The organism is Streptomyces sp. NPDC104371, from assembly GCF_055583785.1.
Genome location: NZ_JBVJNF010000003.1, coordinates 505,419 through 526,171, shown reverse-complemented (window position 1 = coordinate 526,171; position 20,753 = coordinate 505,419). Strand labels below are relative to the sequence as shown.

Below are 20,753 nucleotides of genomic sequence, written 5' to 3'. Positions count from 1 at the left end.
CGACGCTGGAGTGGTCATCGACCAGCCTCGCGGACACTCTGCACGGGGCGGGGAGGAGTCCCGATGAACTCGGCGCGTCTGGACGTCGCCACCCTGGAGACCCTGGTCTCGGCCGCGGTCGCCGCGCCCAGCATCCACCCCACCCGGCCCTGGCGCTTCCGGCTCGACCCGGACACCGTGACGCTGGAGATACGCGCCGTTCCGGACGGCGGGCCGCGCCCGTCCGACCCGGCGGGGCGCGCCCCGCACCTCGCGGCGGGCTGCGCGGTGCTCAACCTCCGGGTGGCGGTGGCGCACTTCGGCTGGGAGCCGGTCACGCGGCTGCTGCCCCGTCCCGAGGAACCCGACCTGCTGGCCACCGTACGGATCGTCGGCGGCGACGGGGACGTCCCGGCCCCCGGCCTGTACGACGCCCTGTGGCGCAGGCACAGCAGCCGCTTCCCGTTCTCCGGCCGCCCCCTGCCCCGTGCCGTGCTCGGCGAACTCGCCGCCGCCGCCCGCGCCGAGGGAGCGCTGCTGAGCCGCCCCACGCCCAAGGAGACCGAGCGCCTGCTGGAGCTGGCCGCGGAGGCGGACCACCACGTCCCGACGGACTCCGACCCGGCGGCGCGGAGCCGCGTATCCGCTCCGGAGCCGCTCGCGCCGCGTGGCTGCCGGGACCGCCTCCCCCAACGACCCGCCCACCGGTATCCGGCCGCGGTACCGGCCCGGCCCCTGCTCGCCGTGGTGACCACCGCGGACGACGGGCGGATCGACTGGCTGCGGGCCGGGCAGGCGTTGCAACGGGTCCTGCTGGTGGCCACGGCCCACGGCCTGCGGACCTCGCTGCTGCACCAGGCTCTGGACCGGCCCGACCCGGGCGCTCGCCTCAGGCCCGGCTCGTGCGGAGCCGGTCACGCCCAGATGGTGCTCCGCCTCGGGTACGGCCCGGAGGGGCCCCCGTCACCGCGTCGCGCCGCGCAGGAAGCGGGCACCGGCCGGGGTCATCGTGCCGTCAGTCGTCCACCGACGCCACCGGCACACACCACACCAACTGCGTCCCACTCCCCCCGCGGCGCGCGCCCAGCGTGAACGTACCGCCGAGGCCGACGGCCCGCTCCTGAAGGTTCCGCAGCCCGCTGCGCGAGACGTTCTCCGGCACCCCACAGCCGTCGTCGGCCACCGTGAGCCTCAACTCCCCGTCCGCGCACAGCAGATGGACGTCCACCGCATGGGCGCCGGAGTGCCGGGCCGCGTTGCTCAGCGCCTCGCCGAGCACGGCGACCACATGGTCGGCCACATCGCCGGGGACATCGGTGTCCACCAGCCCCTCGATGCGCAGCGCGGGGCTGAAGCCCAGCGAACCGGCCGACGCCGTCACCGCCCGGGACACCCGCATCCGCAGCCCGGCCTCCTCCTTGGCGCCGCCGCCGTGCGCGCGGAGCCCGAAGATGGTGGACCGGATGATCTTGATGGTCTCGTCGAGGTCGTCGACCGTCCGCGACAGCCGCTCCACGGCCTCGGGGTGGTCGACGAACCGCTGTGTGCTCTGCAAGGTCATACCGGCCGCGAACAGCCGCTGGATCGCGAGGTCGTGCAGATCGCGGGCGATACGGTCACGGTCCTGCAGGAGCGCGATCTGCTCGGCGTCCCGGCGCCGCTCGGCCAGCTCCAGCGCCAGCGCGGCCTGCCCGGCGAACCCGAGCAACGGGCCCGAGTCGGCGTCCGTGAACGGCGTACGGCTCTCCGCGCGCCCGAGCAGCAGCACCCCGATGGACTTGCCGCCCGCGCCCAGCGGCACCCCGACCACCGGGCCGAGCCCGGTCCACAGCGCGGAGCCCGGGTCGATCCGGGGGTCCTGACGGATGTCGGCGCTGATCACCGGCTCCGAGGTGCTCAGGACGGCTTCCACGAAACCGTCCTGCCCGGACATCACGAAGCCGCGGCGGCGCTCCGCCCCGAGGCCGACCGCGAGCAGCGGCTGGAGGACGTCCTCGCCGGGCACCCGCTCGGCGATCATCCCGACGTCGGCGGACGCGATCTCCTGCGCCCGCTCCACGATCATCTCCAGCACGCCCGTGCTCGGCGCTCCCGACAACAGGGCGCTGGTGACCTGGGAACTCGCCCTCAGCCAGCGCTCACGCAGCCGCGCCTCCTCGTAGAGCCGGGCGTTCTCGATGGCGACACCGGCCGCCACCGCGAGCGTGGAGAGCACCGACTCGTCCTCGGCGTCGAACTCCGCGGCGCTGCGCTTCTCGGTGAGGTAGAGGTTCCCGAAGACCTGGTCGCGCACCCGGATGGGCACGCCGAGGAAGGAGCGCATCGGCGGATGGTCGGCCGGGAAGCCGTACGAGGCGGGATGCTCAGAGAGTTCGGCGAGCCGCAGCGGCTCCGGATGCCGGATCAGCTCCCCGAGGATGCCGTGCCCGCAGGGCAGTTCCCCGATCCGTGTGCGCTCGTCCTCGCTGACGCCGACGGTGAGGAACTCCGAGAGCATGTGGTCGTCGCCGATGACACCCAGCGCGCCGTACTCCGCGTCCACGAGCACCACAGCCGCCTCGACGATGCTCCGCAGCACCTGCGGCAGATCCAGCTCCCGGCCGACCGACAGCACGGCCTCCAGGAGGTTGTGGACCCGGTCCTGGGTGCCCCGCGCCGCGTCGATACGGGCCTGCAACTCGTCGAGCAGCTCATCCAGCCGCAACTTGGGCAGGTGCTGCTCCGACGGCACGCGCCCTTCCCCGCTCATCGCTGTCCTCCGACCGACTTCACGCAGTCAAGGTGCGGATCGACGGCACCTTCTCAGCCCCTCACGATACTGGGTGCCGCGCGCGACCGAAGACCCGCGCTCACTTGGACCGCCCGCTCACCCCTCACCCCAGGTGGCCACCGGGTTCCTCCCGGTGCCCGTTCGTCGCGCCCCTTGTCCGGTTTGCCCCTACTGTGCTGAGAAGACGACGCTCTGTGCTGCGGTGACAGCGCTGTGGAGACGACCGACGGTCCGGACGCTGGAGGTGCGGTGGCGGATGCGGCAGGTCCGGCCACCGGACCGAGGCGGCGGCGCCCGGCGCGCGGCGCCCGGCCGTCCCCCTCTCCGCGCCGCCCCCGGCGCGCTCCCGCCTCCGGCGCGGCCGGACACACGGTGGTCCCCTGGCTGCGCGTCGCCGCCGCCTACGCCTGGCGCCTGATCCTCGTCGGCGTCGTCGTCTACGGCGTCTTCACCATCCTCGGCCGCTTCCAGCTCATCGCGGCGGCCCTGTTCCTCGCGCTCATCATCGCCTCGGTGCTGCGCCCGCCCACCGATCTGCTGAGCCGCTGGACACCCCGTCCCCTCGCCGTGGCCGTCGCGCTGATCGGCAGCCTGTTGCTGCTGCTCGGACTGCTCGCCCTCGTGGCCGAGGCGGTGGCCGGCGAGTGGGCCACCCTGTCCCAGGAGTTCCGCGGCGGCATCCGGCAGATCGAACGCTGGCTGGAACGCCCGCCGTTCCGGCTCAGCCGCGGCAGACTCTCCGAATTCCAGCAGCAGATCGTCCACTACCTGTCGACCCACCGCTCCAACCTGCTCAGCAGTGCGGTCAGCGGTCTCGGCCGGATCGTCGAAGTGGTCACGGGTGTCGCGCTGGCGCTCTTCGCGTCCGTCTTCTTCCTGCACTCGGGCGAACGGCTGTGGCGCTGGGCGCGCGACCAACTGCCCAAGGACGCACGGCCGGTGTGGGACCGGGCGGGGTACGCGGCCTGGCGGACGTTCGCCGGGTACACCCGCGGCATCATCATCGTGGCCGCGTTCAACGCCGTCCTCGTGGGTATCGGCCTGCTCATCCTGCGGGTGCCGCTCGCCCTCCCGCTCACCCTGCTGGAGTTCTTCGCCACGTTCATCCCGCTCATCGGCTCGCCCATCGCCCTCGGCGTGGCCACCATCGTCGCCCTCGCCGGGCGCGGGCTCCTCACGGCGGGGGCGGTGCTGCTGCTGATCATCGTGATCGGCGAGATCGAGGGCCATGTCCTGCATCCCGTCGTGATGAGCTGGGCGGTCCGGCTGCACCCCCTCGTGGTCGGTGTCTCCGTGATCGCGGGCAGCATCGTCTCGGGCGTGATCGGCGCCATCGTCGCCGTGCCGCTCGTCTCGGTCGTCTGGGCGGTCGTCCAGGCCCTGCGCCGCACGCCCCCGTAGCACCGGCGTACGACGCGGGCCGGTCCCGAGAGACCGGCCCGCGCTGTGTTCAGTGGAACGGGGTCACTACGCCTTCTTCAGCGTGAAGTCGCCGGTGACCGCCACTCCCTTCTTGATCTTCACCGTGGTGACGGTCGGCTGGTAGCCGTCCTTGGCCACGATCACGGTGAGCGGGTTGTTGCGGGTGTCCAGCCAGAGGGCGAAGGTGCCGTCCTTGGCGGTCCGCAGCGTGTAGCTGGTGGCCCAACTGTCGATCTGGACCGTCGCCCCGGCGAGCGGCGCGGTGCCACCCTTGCCGTCGGCACCCAGCACGGTCCCGGTGTACTTGCCCCAGGTGGCCGGCGGGTTGACGTGCATGGTGACCTTGATGTTGTCGTTCGCGTACGGGGTGTCGGTCTTGGCGGTCAACGCGGCGGTGTAGGCACCGGGCTGGGTGATCTCGGGAACCGAGGCATCCAGCGTGACGGTGACCGTCGCGCTCGCGCCGGGCTGGACCGTCACCGACTCCTGGCTCGCGGAGAGCCAGGTGACGTCCGAGGAGTCGCCACCCTGCTCATAGCCGGGCAGCACCTCGACGGCGGAGATCGGCGGCGTGAAGCTGCCACCGGGGTTGCCACCGACCTTGTAGAAGCCGCTGCCGCCACCCGTGCGGTAGACGCTGGTGTTGGCGTTCGGCAGGGCGGTCCAGCTTCCGGCGCCCGGGTCGAAGGCGTAGCCCTGGTTGGTGATGGCGGCGCTGTCGTCGGTCACACCGCTGGAGACCAGGAGCATGCCGTTGCCCACGCTGTACGCCGAGCCCCACAGGTCGACGGGCAGGTCGGCGACGGGCGACCAGGCGTCCGTCCCCGGGTCGTAGACGTAGGAGTGCTTGGTCGAGGCGGTGCCGCTGTTGCCACCGGCGCAGTAGAGCTTGCCGTCGATGCCACCGCAGGACTGCCAGGAGATCGGCTCCGGGTAGGAGGCGATGGCCGACCAACTGTCGGAGGCCGGGTCGTAGACCGTGGCGTCCGTGGTGCCACAGCTGCTGGTGCAGCCGCCGACGACGTACAGCTTGCCGCCGAGCACCGCGCTGCCCGCGCCCGCGTACGGCTTGGGCGAGGACGCGGCGGTGGACCAGGTGTTCGTGGCCGGGTCGTAGACCTCCGTCTTGGCGTCGGGGTCACCGCTGGCGCCCCAGCCGCCGGACACGTAGAGCTTGCCGTTGATGAAGCCGTGGGCCGGGCTGCCCTCGCGGGTGTCGGCCGCGGAGGCCAGCTTGGTCCAGGCCCCGCTGTCGGGGTCGTAGGCGTACAGGTCCTTGACGTCCGCGCTGCCGTCGAACCCGAAGGCGGAGTAGACCTTGCCGTCGTAGACGGCCACCGCGTTGTCCTGGATCGTGGCGGGCAGGTTGGCCACCGGCTGCCAGGCGTCACCGGCCGCGTTCGCCGCCGGCTTGGCCTCGGACTTCTTGCCCTTGCCGAGGGCCAGCGGGGAGTAGGTGCCCTTCACCAGGTTGAGCGGCGCACCGCTGTCCTTGGACTGCATGACGAAGCCACCGGACTGCTCGCCCAGGGTGAGCGTGGCGGGCGCGCCGCCGGTGTTCTTCACGGTCAGCTTCTGGGTGCCCTGCTTGCCCCAGCCGAGCGTCTTCTCGACGGAGCCCGGGGTGACCTCCAGCTTGCCGGCCTTCAGGCTGAAGGCGGCCTGCGTGGTGCTGTCCGCGGCCACGTTCACCGACTTCGTCTGGTCGCCGTAGTGCGACTTGGACGCGGTGAAGTCGTGCTTGCCCGTCTTGCTGGAGAACATCCAGAAGAAGCTGCCGCCCAGCGACGGGTTGTCCGGGGTGGCCGCGGTGGTGGCCTTCTCCCCGGAGGCGTCCGTGTTGACGACCGTGGCGCCGACGAGCGCGCCGTCGGTGTTGGCGTCCTTCACGGTACCGGCGACCAGACCACCGTTGACGGGCTCATAGGTCCGCTTGCCCACGAAGACGTTGTCGAGCTCCCACCAGTAGCCGTAGCTGCCCTTGAAGTGGAACCGCAACTGCACACCGGACTTGCCGGCGTAGTCGGTCAGCGGGACCTCGACATGGGCGGGGCCGGTCAGGGTGGTGGTGCGGTTCCAGACGTTGGTCCAGGTGGCACCGCCGTCGGTGGTGACGTCGATGTCGCCGGTCTGGCTGCTGAAGCTCTTGTAGTCGGTGTCGAAGGACAGTTCGGGGCTGGTGTTGCCGCTCAGGTCGAAGACCGGGGAGAGCAGCGTGCTGTCCTGCTTCTTGCCGCTGCCGTAGTGGTCGCTGTCGGCCATGGCGAAGCCGCCGGAGCCGCCGGTCTTGTTGCCGCGGTTACCGGGGTCGCCGAACTCCCAGCCGCCGGTGGTGCCGTCGGCGTTCACCACGCTCCAGCCCGCGGGGGCGTCGGTGGTGGAGTCGAAGTGCTCGGTCGGGCCGGAGAGCTTGACCTCGTAACCGGGCGCCGTGGCCGCCTGGGGGTCAGCGGTGGCCGCGATGTTCACGGTCTGCGCCGCGTCGTCCACGGTCACCTGCTTGGTGACGGTCTTGTAGCCGGGGTACACGGAGGTGACGCGCATGGTGTACTCGTCGCCCTGCGGGAGGTCGACGCTGTACGCGCCCGTGTACGGGTCGGTGAAGATCGGGGCACCGGGCACGTCATCGACGGTGATCTTCGCGTAGAGCGGCCAGCCGTGGCCGGAGCCGTCGGTCACCTTGCCGCTGACGTTCTTCCGGGGCACCGAGTCCAGCGCGAAGTTCGTCGTGACCGTGGTGTCGTTGCCGACGACGACGCCGGGAGCCTTCTTGGGCTTGTATCCGTAGAAGGACGCGGCCATGTCGTACGTGCCGGGCGGCACCGTCAGGCTGTAGTGGCCCTGGGCGTCGGTGGTCGCGCGGTAGGTACCGGCCACGACGGAGGCACCGGCGAGCGCCTTGCCCGCGCTGTCGGTGACGGCGCCGGAGACCTCGCCGTGCGCGCCGACGCGGAAGGCGGCCAGACCGTTGGGCGTACCCAGCCCGGTCGGGCCGTCGTAGCCCGCGCCCGCGGTGCACAGATACGACGGGCTGCAACTGCCGTTGCTGCCCTGCGTCACGTCGTTGAGCGCGGACGCGCTCTTGTACGGGTACGAGTTCGGGTAGCTGCCCTCGGCCGGGGTGCCGGCCGCGGCGTACGTGCCCGCGATGATCGGCGACGAGGCGCTGGTACCGCCGTACACGGCCCAGCCGGAGCCGCCGTAGGTCTGGTAGACCGAGACACCGGTGACCGGGTCGGCGACCGCGGCGACATCGGCGACGGTGCGCTTGTCACAGCCCGTGTCGGTCTGGAAGGACGGCTTGGGCTCGTACGCCGAGCAGCCCGAACCGGGGCCGCCGTAGCTGTTGTGCCACACCGACTCCGACCAGCCGCGGCTGGTGCTGGTGTCCCGCTTCAGGGCGGTGCCGCCGACGGAGGTCACGTACTGCGAGGCGGCCGGGTAGGAGACGCCGTAGTCGCTGTCACCGGAGGAGGCGACCATGGCCACGCCCGGGTGGTTGTAGTGGGCGTCCAGGTCCGTGGTCTCGGACGGGTCCTCACCACTGCCCGGCGAGGAGTCGTAGCCGGTGCCGTAGGAGTTGGAGACGTACTTGGCGCCCTGCGCGACGGCCTGGTCGACGGCCGCGCCGATGTCCTCGAAGCTGGCGCTGTCGGCCTCGACCAGCAGGATGTTGGCGTTGGGCGCGGCGGCGGAGACCATGTCGAGGTCGAGCGAGATCTCGCCCGCCCAACCGGCGTCCGGACTCGGGTAGTCGGTGCCACCGCGCTGGTCGATCTTCTTGAAGCAACCGTTGTCGGTGGTGCAGGCGGGCAGCCCGTACTGCTGGCGGTAGACGGCGAGGTCCGCCTCGGCGGACGGGTCGTCATAGGCGTCGACGATGGCCACCGTCTGGCCCGCGCCGCCGTTCGCCGGCAGGTTGTACGCGCCCTGGAGGTCAGCGGGTCCGAAGCCGCTCGGCGTGTCCGCGTGCGGCTGTACGCCCTTGGCGCCCTTGACGTCGGTGCGACGCAGGGCCATACAACTGAACTCGCCCTTCTGGGGCGACGTGCAGACCTGTTCCACCCCGGGGCGCGACGCGGCGGCGGCAGTGCCCTGTGAGGCTGCCGCGGCACCGGCCGCCTGGGTTATGGGGAAGCCCAGAACGGCCACGGCCGCCGCGGTGAACGCAGCCAGCCGCGCGGAGGTTCTCCGCGCGACTGGTCTGGAATGACTCGATGTGCTGCGCAATGTGTGACTCCCATGCTTACCGAGCTGGGGCCGACCCGTGCGCTGGTTCTCGGTCGACAGTGGATGGGGTTTCATCCACCGCCGACAACTAATGCACCAGGGGCATGTCCTCGACAAGAGGGCCATGTGTGGCAGATACCTGACATGGCATGAACCCGCCAGCAACATGCGACCAAGATCATAGGCGGTGCCGTCACAACGTGATAAGGCGTACCCAAAGCTGACGGCCGCCACTCGGAGTCTCCCTGACGGCAGGTCCGTTCCCGGCACTTCCTGTCTCTTTGGCGGGATCCCCACTCTCAGCAGATGCGCGGGAGTTGCTCCCCCACCGGCAGGTCGACCACCCGGGTGCCCCCCAGGCCGGTGCGGGCCACCACCATGCCCGGGTGGTCCGCCACCACCTCGCCGATGATCCGGGCCCCCGTTCCGAGGGGGTGTGTCCGCATCGCGTCCAGGACGGCGTCGGCGTGCTCGCGCGGGACGAACGCCACCAACTTGCCTTCGTTGGCCACGTACATGGGGTCCAGGCCCAGCACCGCACAGGCGTTGGCGACGGCCGGCGGGACCGGGACCTCGCGTTCCCTGATGACGACCCCGGTGCCGGAGGCGGCGGCGATCTCGTTCAGCGCGGCGGCCAGACCGCCCCGCGTGGGATCGCGCAGCACATGCAGCTCCGGGGTGACCGCGAGCATGGTGTCGACCAGCCCGCCGAGGGCCGCGCAGTCGCTCTCGATCTCCACGCCGAACTCCAGCCCCTCCCGGACGCTCATGATCGCCACACCGTGCACACCGATGGCGCCGCTGACGATGACGACGTCACCGGGGACGACCCGCTGCGGTCGCAGGTCGACACCGGCCGGAATCAGGCCGATTCCCGCCGTGTTGACGTAGACACCGTCGCCGTGTCCGGCCTCCACCACCTTGGTGTCCCCGGTCGCCACCTCGACACCGGCCGCCCGCGCGGCGGCGCCGAGCGCCTCGGCGACGCGCGCCACCGTCTCCAGTTCGACGCCCTCCTCGAGGATGAACCCGCAGGAGAGATACGCGGCCCTCGCGCCGCTCATGGCAAGGTCGTTGACGGTGCCGTTGACGGCGAGATCGCCGATGCTGCCCCCGGGGAAGAACAGCGGCCGTACCACGAAGGAGTCGGTGGAGAAGGCCAACCGGACGCCCCCGAGCGAGAGTTGAGCGGCGTCGCCCGCCTGCTCGAGCGCGGCGCCCCCGTACGCGGGCGCGAAGACGTCCCGCACGAGTTCCGCCGACAGCATCCCGCCCCCGCCATGCCCCATGACGACACGGGACCGCTCGCTCAGCGGAGCCGGACAGGTCCACGCCGCCGGGTCCGGGGCAGCGGCGGTCAGATCGGTGGTCTCAGACAACGGGGCTCGCCTCCCGGGGCGTCGGGGTGGTCTCGAGGCGCCGGTAGAGGTAGTACGCGGCGCAGGCGCCCTCGCTGGAGACCATGGTGGCCCCGAGCGGGGTGCGGGGTGTGCAGAGGGTGCCGAACGCCTCGCACTCATGCGGCTTGAGCAGCCCCTGAAGCACCTCGCCGCTGCGGCACTCGGCCGGTTCACGGGTCTTGATGCCCTCGACCCGGAAGCGGTACTCGGCGTCGTACGCACGGTACTTGGCGGACAGCCGCCAGCCGCTGTCCGGGATCACCCCGATCCCGCGCCAGGCGCGGTCGGTGACCTCGAAGACGTCCTCCAGCATGGCCTTGGCCGCCGCGTTGCCCTCGGGCCGTACGGCACGGGGGTAGGCGTTGTCGACGGTGTGCTCACCGCGCTCCAGTTGCGCCACGGTCCGGCGTACGCCTTCGAGGATGTCGAGGGGCTCGAACCCGGTCACCACGATCGGGACACCGAAGCGCTCGGCCAGTTCGGGGTACTCCCCCACGCCCATCACACTGCACACATGCCCGGCCGCCAGGAAGCCCTGGACCCGGCAGTCCGGCGAGCGCATGATCGCCTCGATGGCGGGCGGCACCCGCACATGGGAGACCAGCAGACTGAAGTTCTCGATGCCGAGCTTGCGGGCCTGATACACCGTCATGGCGTTGGGCGGCGCGGTGGTTTCGAAGCCGATACCGAAGAACACCACCTGCCGGTCGGGGTGTTGCCGCGCGAGCCGCAGCGCGTCCAGCGGCGAGTAGACCACGCGTACGTCACCGCCCGCCCCGCGCACCTGGAACAGGTCCCGTCCCGTGCCGGGCACCCGGAGCATGTCACCGAAGGAGCAGAAGATCACCTCCGGGCGGGAGGCGATCTCCAGCGCCTTGTCGATGACCTCCAACGGGGTCACACACACGGGACAACCGGGCCCGTGGATCAACTCCACCTCCTTCGGCAGCAGTTGATCGATGCCATGACGAATGATGCTGTGCGTCTGGCCACCGCAGACCTCCATCAGGGCCCAGGGCCGGGTCACCGTGGCATGGATGTCGTCCAGGAGCCGACGCGCCAGCTCCGGGTCCTGGAACTCGTCGATGTACTTCACTTGCGTACCTCCTCGGCCGCGGGCGGGAGCCCTCCCCCGGTCTCGGCGGCCAGTTCCCAGGGGTCGCCGAACTCCTCCTGCAACAGGCCGAGGTTCTCGAAGAGTTCGAGCGTCTGCCGCGCCGACTCCTCGTCCAGGCGCTGGAGCGCGAAGCCGACGTGGACGATGGCGTACTCACCCACCTTCAGGTCGGGCAGGTACTCCAGGCACACCTCCTTGACCACACCGCCGAAGTCGACGGTGGCCATCCGGGTGCCGTCACGTTCCTCGATCTGAAGCACTCTGCCGGGTACCGCCAGGCACATGGGCCTCTCCTCGCTGTGGGGGTGGGGTCGGTCAGGGACGTTCGCCGCTCTCCTCGGCCCGCGCGGCCACCATGAGCTGGCCGAGCGCCAGACCGCCGTCGCCCGGCGGCACCAGGTGGTGGCGCAGCACGGTGAAGCCGTCCGCGCCGAGCACCTGTGAACAGGCCGAGGAGAGCAGGGAGTTGAGGAAGACGCCGCCGGTCAGGGCGACGGTGTCGAGGCCGTGCCGCTCGCGTGCCAGGACGCAGAGGCGGTGGACGAGGCCGGTGACGGCCCGGTGGAAGCGGGCGGCGATCAAGGCCGGTCCCATGCCCGCGCGCAGGTCCTCGACGACGGCCGCGAGCACCGGTGCGGGGTCCGCCTGGACCGGCCCGCCGCCCGGCCGCGCGGGCCGCAGGGCGAAGGCGTAGGACGTGGTGTCGTCGGCCGGTGCCCGCAGCGCGGCGGCCTCCAGCTCGACGGCGGCCTGGGCCTCGTACCCGGCGCGCTGGCACACGCCCGCGAGCGAGGACACGGCGTCGAAGAGCCGCCCCATGCTGGAGGTGGGCACGCAGTTCAGGTTCCGCGTCAACTGCCGTTCCAATACGCGGAGTTCGTCGGGCGGGCAGGCGGCCGTACAGGCGAGCCGGTCCGACCGGTCGAGCCCGGCCGCCCACAGGTGTGCGAGCGCCATGCGGTAGGGCCGGTGCACCGCGGCGTCGCCGCCGGGCAGCGGCACATACGCGAGATGCCCGAACCGGGTGAAGCCGTCGTAGTCCGCGAGCAGGACCTCCCCGCCCCACACCGCTCCGTCGTCCCCGTAGCCCGTGCCGTCGAAGGCGACGCCGATCACCGGACGGCTGCCGTCAAGTCCGTTCTCCGCCATCGCGGCGGTGACATGGGCGTGATGATGCTGGACCCGGACGACGGGCCGGTCTGCCGCGTTGCGCACGGCCCACCGGGCGGAGCGATAGCCCGGATGCCGGTCGGCCACCAGCATGTCCGGCCGCACCGGGGTGATCGACTCCAGGTGGGCCGCGGCACGCTCGAAGGCCCGCTGAGTGGCGAGGTCGTCCATGTCACCGATGTGGGCGGACAGCCAGGCCCGGCGGCCCTCGCCGAGACAGAGGACGTTCTTGAGGTCGCCGCCGACCGCGAGGGCCGCCCGCACCAGCACCGGAAGCGTCACCGGCAGGGGCGCGTAGCCACGGGCGCGGCGCACGATGAGCGGCTCGCCGTCGCACACGCGCACCACCGAGTCGTCGCACGGCACATGGATCGGCCGGTCGTGCGTGAGCCAGGCGTCGGCCAGGTGCGCGAGCCGCGACAGGGCCTCCTCGTCGTCGGTGACGAGCGGCTCGCCGGAGACGTTGCCACTGGTCATGACGAGCAGCCGGGGGCCTTCGGCGTCATCGGGGAGACCGAGGAGGAGATGGTGCAGGGGCGTGTAGGGCAGCATGACGCCGAGGTCGGGGCTGCCGGGGGCGACGGCCTCGGCGGGCCGCGGGGCTCCCGGCGCGGTGCGGCGGCGCAGCAGCACGATGGGCCGGGTGCCGCCCGTGAGGAGACTCCGTTCCGCCGGGCCGAGCCGGACCAGGTGCTCGATGTCGTCGACGCCGCGGGCCATGACGGCGAACGGCTTGTCCCCCCGTCCCTTCCTGCGTCGCAACAGCGCGACAGCGGCGGGGTCGGTGGCGTCGCACGCCAGGTGATAGCCGCCGAGCCCCTTGACGGCCACGATCGCTCCGCCCGCCAGCAGCGCGCGGGCCTCGGCGACCGGATCCGCGGTGGCGACCGGTCGCGGCGGGCCGTCGCCGTCCGGTGGGCGCATGAGCAGTCGGAGCCGAGGGCCGCAGGCCGGGCAGGCGACCGGCTGCGCGTGGAAGCGGCGGTCGGCCGGATCGGCGTACTCGCGGGCGCAGTCGGGACACATCGGGAAGCCCGCCATGGTGGTGTGCGGCCGGTCATAGGGCAGACCGGTGACAATCGTGAACCGCGGGCCGCAGTGGGTGCAGTTGACGAAGGGGTGGCGGTGGCGCCGGTCGGCGGGGTCGGCCAGTTCGCTCAGGCACGCGGCGCAGGTGGCGGTGTCCGGCGGGATCAGCGTCCCGGCCGGGCCGCCCGTGCGGGAGGCGAGGATGGTGAACGCGGTGTCGCCGATGGCGGGCATCTCCTCGTACCGCACGTCCTCCACCCGGGCCAGCGGTGGCGCGTCGCGCGCGATCCGGTCGCAGAACCGGGCGACCGCCTCGGGGTCGCCCTCGACCTCCGCGAGGACGCCTTCGGGGGTGTTCGTCACATGTCCGCTCAGGCCCAGGGTGGTGGCGAGGGAGTGCAGATACGGCCGGAAGCCGACCCCCTGCACCACACCGTGGACGCTGACCTTGCGGCGCAGGGGTGCCGGAGCGGCGACGGCCCTCGGGGGTGGCGGTCCGCTCACGAGCCGGACGGGGCCATGGCGCCGGTGCCGTCCGCGTGGTCATGGGTGTGCCGGTGCGGCCGTCGGGCCATGACCGGGGTGTGCACGGGGGCGCCGTCCGCGGCGGCCAGCGCCCGGTCCAGCAGGGCGCCGACACCGACGCCCGCGCGGGCCGAGGTCAGCACCACCTCCACGCCGGGGTTGACCTGCTCGACGTGCGCGCGGAACGCCGCCTCGTCGAAGGCGACGGCCTCGGCGATGTCGGTCTTCGTGACCACGACCAGATGGGCGAGCCCGAAGGCGGTGGGGTACTTCAGCGGCTTGTCCTCGCCCTCCGTCACGGAGGCGAGGACGACACGCAGGGTCTCCCCGAGGTCGTACGAGGCCGGGCAGACGAGGTTGCCGACGTTCTCCACGAACAGCAGCCGGGCGGCGCCGGGCGGCCAGCCGTCCAGATGGCGGCCGAGCATGTCGGCCTCCAGATGGCACAGCCCGTCGGTGAGGACCTGCTTGACCGGGACGCCCGAACGCGCCAGCCGCGTCGCGTCGTTCTCCGTGGCGAGGTCGGCGGTCAGCGCGGCGACCGGCACGGATCGCTCGCGGGCGAGGACGAGTTCGCGTTCCAGCAGGGCGGTCTTGCCGCTGCCGGGACTGGAGAGCAGATTGACGACCGCGGTGCCGCGAGCCGCCAGTTCCGCGCGCAGGGTGTACGCGCTCTGCTCGTTCTTGGCGAGTACGGCCTGCTGGAGGTCGACCACTCGGCACATGGTTCAGCGCTCCTCGGGGATCGGTTCGCGGGTGGCCGCGTGCGCCGGGCCGTCCTCCCAGTGCACGCTGACGATCTGTAGTTCACGGCCCGCCAGCAGGTCGGTGGTGCCCGCGCCGCAGCGCGGGCAGCTCAGCAGGGGCGGCATGCCGACGAGCCATTCGTGGGCGCACGGGGCGCAGCGGGCCCGGCCCGGCACCGGTTCGGTGACCAGCTCGGCGCCCGCCAACACCGTTCCGGCGCAGGCGAGTTCGAAGCAGAAGGACAGGGCGTCGGGGACGACACCGGCCAGTTCGCCCACCTGGAGCCGTACCGAGCGCACCGCGGTGACGTCCCCTGCTCGTTCGGCGGCTTCTTCCACCTGGCCGACCACGGCCAGTGCGATGGACATCTCGTGCATCGGTCTCCGTCTTGGCGAGACGTCTGGGGCGGGGCGTGGGTACGCAGCCGCCGACGACCATTAGAGGGGAGGCGCCGGGGGCCGAGGGACCGGCGCGCCGTCGCCGTCCGGCCGCGTCCGCCGTTCGTCGCAACGGCACGGCACCGTCGCCCGCCCGCGGAACGTCACATCCTGCGGATCCGCAGATAGCGCAGGATGTCGGGCATGACCTGCGCGACGACGGCGGCCACGGCACCGGCCGCCAGACCGCCGAGGATGTTCCTCGACAGGGTGCCTCGCCGCACCACCCGCACGTCGCGGACCCGGGGGCCACGGAAGTCCGCGCGGCTCGTCAGGTCACGGGTCCGCATGTCACGGGTCCTCATGTCGCGGTTCCTCATGTCGCGGTTCCGGGAACCACAGAGGTCGGCTCGGGTCCGGGGGGTTCGTCGCTCCACAGCATCTCCTCGATCAGTCGGACGGCCTCGGGTACGGCGGCGGACACCTGTGGGCTGAGGCCGATGCCCTCGTCCAGCGAGGCCGGTTCGCACCCCACGACGAGCGTGCGCCGCGGTGGCTCTCCCCCGGTCTGCGCGCAGAGCGTGCCCAGCAGGGCGAGGACGGCGTCGGGGGTCATCCGGTGGCCGTCGAGCGGGGCGCCCGGGGTCCCGGTCCCGGCGGTGTCGGGTTCGAGCACATAGAGGGTGCCGGGTTCCTCGCCCCGTACGGTGGCGTCCACCAGGATCAACGTGTCGTAGCCGTCGAGGAGTTGGTACGCCAGGTGCACTCCTCGTACCCCGATGTCCACGACCTCGACCCGGTCGGGTCGCGGGCGCGTGGCCAGGGCGTGCGCGGTCTCCACGCCGAAGCCGTCGTCGCCGAGGAAGATGTTGCCGATCCCGGCGACGAGGACGCCGCCGCTCGCGGGTGGGCTCATGCGTCGTCCTCCAGGAGGGTGACTTCGTCGGGCTGGAAGTAGAGGAAGCGGCCCTGCTCGCGGCGGATGTCGGCGCCCGGGTCGTCGTCCAGCGTCACCGCCAGATGCACCGTTCCGTCCACGTCGTGCAGCACGGCCTCGACCTTCGCGGTGCGCCCGCACAGGAAGAAGTCCTGGGCGTCGGTGTGGCGCAGGCCGGGGTCGAGCCGAACTCGGCTTCCGGCGGCGACGGTTCGGCCGTCCACGACGGCCCGGTCATGTGCCGGGTCGAAACCCGCGTCGCTCGCCGGGTCCCACCACGGGGTGTCCGCGGGCGGGAGTCCGTGCCCGTCGGGCAGGGGCGCGTCGGGCGCGGGTCCGGTCACCTCGCGCAGGCCGCGCACCGCCCCGTGCAGGCGCTCCAGGACCTCCGGGGGCATCGACTCCGCCAGGGCGACGGCGGCGGCGGCCCGCTCGTCGGTGCCCCGCGCCTCCCGCTTCTCCTCGTCGGTGAGGGCGGCCGTGCGCAGCGCGAGGATCTCGTCGATCTCGGTGGCGTCGTACAGGGCACCCGGGCTCTCGGGGGCGATGGCGGGGTGGTCCTCCAGGATGATCGGCGAGGACAGCATCAGATCCGCCTGACCGACCGCACCGGCCAGTACGGGCCAGGTGTGCAGGTTGCGGCAGGCGGCGACGGCGGCCTTGGCCCACTCGGGGGGATCCGTCATCGACAGGAACGACCCGGTGCTCAGCCCCATCAGCAGATGGCTCGCCACGAGGGAGCGCGGCAGTGCCGCGTCCCGGCCCGCGGCCTCGTCCTGAGCGGGCGTCCAGGTGCTGGTGTTCTCGACCACCGCGCTCAGCCGCACGACCCGGTAGGGGCCGTCGAGTTCGCGGGCCGACAGCCGCAGCGCGCCGTCGAGTTGCTCGTACCGGCGCAGCACTCGCCCGACCGGGAAGCCGTTCTCGTCCCGTACGGGTTCGCTCTCCTCCCCGGCGGCGCGGGTGAAGGGGATCGTGACCCCGTCGCCGTCCAGGAGCGCGTCCATGGTCACAACGGCCTCGACGCGCTCCTCGCAGCCCTCGTCCCAGGGGACCAACACCCGGTCGGGCAGCCGGAGTTCGGCCACGGTCTCGAACCCGCCGCCGGGCCGCGCCTGTTGGACCGTTCTGCGGCGGGCACGCAGGAAGCGCAGTTCGACCGCGAGGGTGGTGCCCGCGCGGGGCTCCAGCAGGCACTCGGTGTGCTGGAAGTCGTTCTCGTCGCGCTCGGCGCCCCAGGCGGGCGGTACGAGCACGCCGAACTGCCAGCGCAGCCGGTTCTTGGCGGACGAGGCCCGGTAGGGGTAGAGCACATAGCCCTCGAAGAGGACGGCGTCGGCCACCTGCCGCGCGCGGGCGAAGCGTGCCTCCGTCTCGGGGGCGAACGCGGTCACGCTCACGGCGTGGTCCTTCCGATGAGGGTGTGGCCGAGGCGAGGGCTCGGCGGGTCCGGGGGATCCGCCTCGTCGAGCAGGGCCCGTACGGTCGCCTCCCAGGAGGGCAGCGCCCGCCGCGAGCGGAAGGCGAGCAGGGCGTCCATGGTGGCGCGGGGCAGCCGGATCCAGCCGCACCCGGGGAAGTGCTGCTCGATCATCTCCCGCCAGATCGCGACCGGCATCCCGAAGAGCGCCTCCCGGTCCCAGGGGACGGGTTCGACATGGAAGCCGCCCGCTCCGGTGAACGCCGTACCGGAGAAGAGCATCCGCAGCGGGACCTCGCCGCCTTCGAGGGCGGCGAGATAGCGGGAGGCGGCGATGTCCAGGTCGTAGGTGCAGGGCACCACGAGGTCGGTCTCGGTCTGGCCGGTGAAGCCCTGCACCATGAGCGGGACTTGGGTGAACTCCAGCGGCTTCAGAGTGCTGCCCCAGCGGGAGCGGTCGCCGAACAGGTCCACGAGGCCGTCGCTCTCGGCCGTCCCGTAGCCGCGCCGGGCGGGCTCGATACGGATCTGGCAGCGCAGCGCGAGGGCGTGGACGGGGGTGTCGTCGGGTGTGGTGACGCGCAGCCGGAACACGAGGGTGGGTCCGGCGGCGTACCGGTCGGCGCGAACTCCCGTGCAGGAGAAGGTCAGTTCCGTCATGGTCCGGCCTCCTCGGCCACGGGTCGCGCGCGCTCCTCGACCCGGGCGAAGAACGCGTCCAGGGCGGCTCGGGCCTCCGCGCCGCCGTCGAAGCCCTGCCACAACAGGCGCATCCGGCCGACCAGTTCGTAGCAGATGTCGATCGGCACGAGGTGGCAGGTGACGCGTCCGCCGGGATCGCGGTGCAACAGCAGGGCTTCCACGTCGGGTTCGAGAAGGCCGACGAGGCGGCTGTCGCCGAGGGCCGTGCTCCAGGCCTCCGGTTCGAGTTCGCTCTCGGTGGCTCCGGCGGGGCTCGGATAGAGGGCCACCAGTCGGTCGAGCGCGGGGTTGCGGAAGAAGAAGACGACGCCGACCGGGATCTGTAGTGCTTCCCAGGCCCGGTCGTCGAGGCGGTGGCCCGGGTCGGTGAGGTAGCGGTCCGGCACGGCGCGGAAGCGGCCGTCCGTGGCGCCCGGCCGGTCCATCAGCAGGAAGCAGGGCGGACAGGCGCAGACGAGGCGGCGCTGGTCGGTGTCCACGAGATGCCGGTGCCGCGCCTCGTCCACCGCCGCCGCGCACAGCCCACACCGCTCGGGCTGCGGCGGGCGTTCGGCCAGGAACCTGCGCAGTCCGGCGGCGGGTGACGGTGCGGGAGGAGCGCTCATGACGTCCTCGTCGGCGCCGCGCGGGTGCCGATCTGGAGCAGGACGGGTTCGCGCTCCCCTGCTTCCACCTCGACCACCGTGACCTCCGGCGCGAAGCAGGCCAGGGCCTCCTCCGCGGCCTCCCGGACCGCCGCCTCGCCGCCGCAGCCGCAGCCCCCGCCCGCGGCCGTCCGCAGTCGCAGGGTCCCGGTCGTCTCGTCGAAGGCCACGACCTCGAGGTCGTGGCCGCGTACGGTGGCGAGCGCGCGGGCGACACGGGTCTCGCGGTCCTCGGGGTGAAGGTCGTGCAGGACGAGCAGGCTCGCCACGAGGTCGTCGCCGAGCAGGCCGGTCACGGGGGCGCCCTTGGGCAGCAGGTCGAGGATCCGGGCGAGGCCCGCGCCGTAGAACTCCATGAGGGCCCGTACCAGGTCCTCCGCCGCCGCGGTGGCGGCCGGATCGCCGCCGGCGGCCAGCCGGTCGAGGATCTCCTCGACGCGCCGCCCGGTCCGCGCCGCGTCCACCGCACTTCTCCCGGAACTCGCCCCGCTCATCCGGCCAGTCCGCTCAGGCCCGTGGGAACGTGCATCGTCTGTACGGTCCTGCCGCCGCCGACGTACATATGGACACCGCAGGGCAGACAGGGGTCGAAGCTGCGGACGGCACGCATGATGTCGATGCCCTTGAAGTTCTCCGGGGAGTTCTCCTCGAAGATCGGCGTGTTCTGGACGGCGTCCTCGTACGGGCCGGGGGTGCCGAAGCTGTCCCTGGCGCTGGCGTTCCACGGGGTCGGCGGGTACGGGTGGTAGTTGGCGATCTTCCCGTCGCGGATCACCATGTGGTGGGAGAGGACGCCGCGTACGGCCTCGGTGAATCCGACACCGATGCTCTCGTCGGGGACCTCGAACTTCTCCCAGGTCTGGGTGCGCCCGGACCGTACCTCGTGCAGTCCCTGCTCCGCGAAGTACAGGGCGAGGGCGGCGGTGTAGGCCTGGAAGTAGGTACGGGCGCGGTTGCGTTCCAGCGCGTTGCTCCAGCGCGGGATCTTCCACTCGAAGGTGGTCTCCGGCTTCGACATCGTGCGGGGCAGGTTGATGACCACGCTGTGGCCGGTGGACTTCACATAGCCGGTGTCGACCAGCCCGGCCAGCGCCGTGCTCCACAGCCGGGCGAGGGGGCCGCCGCCGGTGTCCAGGGCGAGATGGTCCTTGCCGTCGAACCAGCGCGGCGACATCACCCAGCTGTACTTGTCGTCGAAGTTCCGCTTCTGCGGCGCCGGGATGGTGTGCTGGTTCCAGGGGTGGCGCGGGTCGACCCGGTTGCCGAGCGGGTCATGGGTGACGAACTGCTCCTTGCCCTGCCAGTCCTGGTAGTACGAACTGCCCAGCAGGATACGGATACCGAGGTTGATCTCGGTGAGATCGGTGGTGATGAGTTCGCCGTCCACGACGATGCCGGGGGTGACGTACATCTTCCGTCCCCAGTCGGTCATGTTGGCGTAGGTGAAGTCGCAGTGCTCCGGGTCGTTGAGCGCTCCCCAGCAGCCGAGCAGCACCCGGCGTCGGCCGACCTCCTCGTATCCCGGCAGCGCCTCGTAGAAGAAGTCGAACAGGTCGTCGTGCAGGGGGACCACGCGCTTCATGAACTCCACGTACCGCATCAGCCGGCTGAGGTAGTCCGTGAAGAGCTGTACGGAGGCGACGGTGCCGACGCCGCCCGCGTAGAGCGTGGAGGGGTGCACATGGCGGCCCTCCATGAGGCAGAACATCTCCCGGGTGTAGCGGCTCACCTGCAACGCCTCGCGGTAGAACTCGCCTTCGAGGGGGTTCAAGGAGCGCATGATGTCGGCGATGGTGCGGTAGCCGTGCTCCGCGGCGTGCGGGGCCTCGGTGCGCTCGGCCAGTTCGAGGACGCCGGGGTTGGTCTCCTTGACCATCTTCTCGCAGTAGTCGACCCCGACCAGGTTCTCCTGGAAGATGTTGTGGTCGAACATGTACTCCGCGGCCTCGCCGAGGTTGATGATCCACTCACCCAGGTGCGGGGGCTTCACCCCGTAGGCCATGTTCTGCGCGTACACCGAGCAGGTGGCGTGGTTGTCACCGCAGATACCGCAGATACGGCTGGTGATGAAGTGGGCGTCGCGGGGGTCCTTGCCGCGCATGAAGACGCTGTAGCCGCGGAAGACGGAGGAGGTGCTGTAGCACTCCGCGACCCGCTTCTGCTTGAAGTCGATCTTCGTGTGGATGCCGAGGCTGCCCACGATCCGGGTGATCGGGTCCCAGGACATCTCCATCAGACCGCTGCCGTCGCGGGCTGCCTTCGTCGTGGCTGTCATCGTGTGTCT

General features: G+C 71.7%; 17 protein-coding genes. 2 read left to right on the top strand and 15 right to left on the bottom strand.

Translation table 11 applies throughout. The features are described 5' to 3' along the window. Positions 1-63: 63 nt before the first annotated feature. Positions 64-1,071 (top strand): hypothetical protein, encoded by a 1,008-nt coding sequence (locus ACZ60T_RS13070; RefSeq protein ID WP_469665916.1) that lies wholly within the window; start codon positions 64-66, stop codon positions 1,069-1,071. On the opposite strand, the gene ACZ60T_RS13065 is transcribed toward ACZ60T_RS13070, so the two are convergent. Continuing rightward, on the bottom strand, positions 995-2,728 hold the full coding sequence (locus ACZ60T_RS13065; protein WP_469665915.1) for a sensor histidine kinase: 1,734 nt from the start codon (positions 2,726-2,728) through the stop codon (positions 995-997). The genes ACZ60T_RS13070 and ACZ60T_RS13065 overlap by 77 nt on opposite strands. 270 nt (positions 2,729-2,998) lie before the next feature. Here ACZ60T_RS13065 and ACZ60T_RS13060 point away from each other — a divergent pair, with 270 nt between their 5' ends. Further along, positions 2,999-4,150, top strand: coding sequence for an AI-2E family transporter (locus ACZ60T_RS13060; RefSeq protein ID WP_469665914.1), 1,152 nt, complete (start codon positions 2,999-3,001; stop codon positions 4,148-4,150). Positions 4,151-4,216: 66 nt separating this feature from the next. Here the strand turns inward: ACZ60T_RS13060 and ACZ60T_RS13055 are convergent, their stop codons facing one another. From ACZ60T_RS13055 to ACZ60T_RS12990, 14 genes are all read right to left on the bottom strand, one after another. Further along, entirely contained in the window at positions 4,217-8,323 is a 4,107-nt protein-coding gene (locus tag ACZ60T_RS13055; protein ID WP_469665913.1) for a carboxypeptidase regulatory-like domain-containing protein, read from the bottom strand. Between the two features lie 377 nt (positions 8,324-8,700). Next, positions 8,701-9,780 (bottom strand): hydrogenase expression/formation protein HypE, encoded by a 1,080-nt coding sequence (gene hypE / locus ACZ60T_RS13050; RefSeq protein ID WP_469665912.1) that lies wholly within the window; start codon positions 9,778-9,780, stop codon positions 8,701-8,703. Beyond that, positions 9,773-10,897 carry a hydrogenase formation protein HypD gene (hypD, locus tag ACZ60T_RS13045; protein WP_469665911.1) on the bottom strand — a complete coding sequence of 375 codons (1,125 nt, stop codon included), beginning with the start codon at positions 10,895-10,897 and terminating at the stop codon, positions 9,773-9,775. The genes hypE and hypD overlap by 8 nt, the downstream gene beginning before the upstream one ends. Next, on the bottom strand, positions 10,894-11,202 hold the full coding sequence (locus ACZ60T_RS13040; RefSeq protein WP_365626811.1) for a HypC/HybG/HupF family hydrogenase formation chaperone: 309 nt from the start codon (positions 11,200-11,202) through the stop codon (positions 10,894-10,896). The genes hypD and ACZ60T_RS13040 overlap by 4 nt, the downstream gene beginning before the upstream one ends. Positions 11,203-11,233: 31 nt before the next feature. Next, positions 11,234-13,621 carry a carbamoyltransferase HypF gene (gene hypF / locus ACZ60T_RS13035; RefSeq protein ID WP_469665910.1) on the bottom strand — a complete coding sequence of 796 codons (2,388 nt, stop codon included), beginning with the start codon at positions 13,619-13,621 and terminating at the stop codon, positions 11,234-11,236. Beyond that, positions 13,618-14,367, bottom strand: coding sequence for a hydrogenase nickel incorporation protein HypB (gene hypB / locus ACZ60T_RS13030; protein WP_365626805.1), 750 nt, complete (start codon positions 14,365-14,367; stop codon positions 13,618-13,620). Before hypB ends, hypF begins: the two co-directional genes overlap by 4 nt. 3 nt (positions 14,368-14,370) lie before the next feature. Beyond that, entirely contained in the window at positions 14,371-14,766 is a 396-nt protein-coding gene (locus tag ACZ60T_RS13025) for a hydrogenase maturation nickel metallochaperone HypA/HybF (RefSeq protein ID WP_365626802.1), read from the bottom strand. 164 nt (positions 14,767-14,930) lie between these two features. Then, on the bottom strand, positions 14,931-15,131 hold the full coding sequence (locus tag ACZ60T_RS13020; protein WP_469665909.1) for a DUF6893 family small protein: 201 nt from the start codon (positions 15,129-15,131) through the stop codon (positions 14,931-14,933). An 11-nt stretch (positions 15,132-15,142) separates the two neighbouring features. Beyond that, complete coding sequence (locus ACZ60T_RS13015) at positions 15,143-15,682, bottom strand: hydrogenase maturation protease (protein ID WP_469665908.1); 540 nt, start codon at positions 15,680-15,682, stop codon at positions 15,143-15,145. Beyond that, positions 15,679-17,103, bottom strand: a complete 1,425-nt coding sequence (locus ACZ60T_RS13010) for a hypothetical protein (RefSeq protein WP_469665907.1) — start codon at positions 17,101-17,103, stop codon at positions 15,679-15,681. The genes ACZ60T_RS13015 and ACZ60T_RS13010 overlap by 4 nt, the downstream gene beginning before the upstream one ends. Next, a complete protein-coding gene (locus tag ACZ60T_RS13005) occupies positions 17,100-17,783 on the bottom strand; it encodes a DUF6084 family protein (protein WP_365626790.1) in 684 nt (227 codons plus the stop codon). Before ACZ60T_RS13005 ends, ACZ60T_RS13010 begins: the two co-directional genes overlap by 4 nt. Then, the gene (locus ACZ60T_RS13000; RefSeq protein ID WP_469665906.1) at positions 17,780-18,430 is read right to left on the bottom strand and encodes a DUF5947 family protein; all 651 of its coding nucleotides are present in this window, start codon (positions 18,428-18,430) and stop codon (positions 17,780-17,782) included. Before ACZ60T_RS13000 ends, ACZ60T_RS13005 begins: the two co-directional genes overlap by 4 nt. Then, positions 18,427-18,963 (bottom strand): hypothetical protein, encoded by a 537-nt coding sequence (locus ACZ60T_RS12995; protein ID WP_469665905.1) that lies wholly within the window; start codon positions 18,961-18,963, stop codon positions 18,427-18,429. Before ACZ60T_RS12995 ends, ACZ60T_RS13000 begins: the two co-directional genes overlap by 4 nt. Continuing rightward, positions 18,960-20,744, bottom strand: coding sequence for a nickel-dependent hydrogenase large subunit (locus tag ACZ60T_RS12990; protein ID WP_469665904.1), 1,785 nt, complete (start codon positions 20,742-20,744; stop codon positions 18,960-18,962). The genes ACZ60T_RS12995 and ACZ60T_RS12990 overlap by 4 nt, the downstream gene beginning before the upstream one ends. Positions 20,745-20,753 lie beyond the last annotated feature (9 nt).

Bases quoted from the DNA above. Each gene is read 5' to 3' on its own strand.
- ACZ60T_RS13070 (WP_469665916.1), top strand. From the start codon at position 64: ATGAACTCGGCGCGTCTGGACGTCGCCACCCTGGAGACCCTGGTCTCG.
- ACZ60T_RS13065 (WP_469665915.1), bottom strand. From the start codon at position 2,728: ATGAGCGGGGAAGGGCGCGTGCCGTCGGAGCAGCACCTGCCCAAGTTG.
- ACZ60T_RS13040 (WP_365626811.1), bottom strand. From the start codon at position 11,202: ATGTGCCTGGCGGTACCCGGCAGAGTGCTTCAGATCGAGGAACGTGAC.
- hypB (WP_365626805.1), bottom strand. From the start codon at position 14,367: ATGTGCCGAGTGGTCGACCTCCAGCAGGCCGTACTCGCCAAGAACGAG.
- ACZ60T_RS13025 (WP_365626802.1), bottom strand. From the start codon at position 14,766: ATGCACGAGATGTCCATCGCACTGGCCGTGGTCGGCCAGGTGGAAGAA.
- ACZ60T_RS13020 (WP_469665909.1), bottom strand. From the start codon at position 15,131: ATGAGGACCCGTGACATGCGGACCCGTGACCTGACGAGCCGCGCGGAC.
- ACZ60T_RS13015 (WP_469665908.1), bottom strand. From the start codon at position 15,682: ATGAGCCCACCCGCGAGCGGCGGCGTCCTCGTCGCCGGGATCGGCAAC.
- ACZ60T_RS13005 (WP_365626790.1), bottom strand. From the start codon at position 17,783: ATGACGGAACTGACCTTCTCCTGCACGGGAGTTCGCGCCGACCGGTAC.
- ACZ60T_RS13000 (WP_469665906.1), bottom strand. From the start codon at position 18,430: ATGAGCGCTCCTCCCGCACCGTCACCCGCCGCCGGACTGCGCAGGTTC.
- ACZ60T_RS12995 (WP_469665905.1), bottom strand. From the start codon at position 18,963: ATGAGCGGGGCGAGTTCCGGGAGAAGTGCGGTGGACGCGGCGCGGACC.
- ACZ60T_RS12990 (WP_469665904.1), bottom strand. From the start codon at position 20,744: ATGACAGCCACGACGAAGGCAGCCCGCGACGGCAGCGGTCTGATGGAG.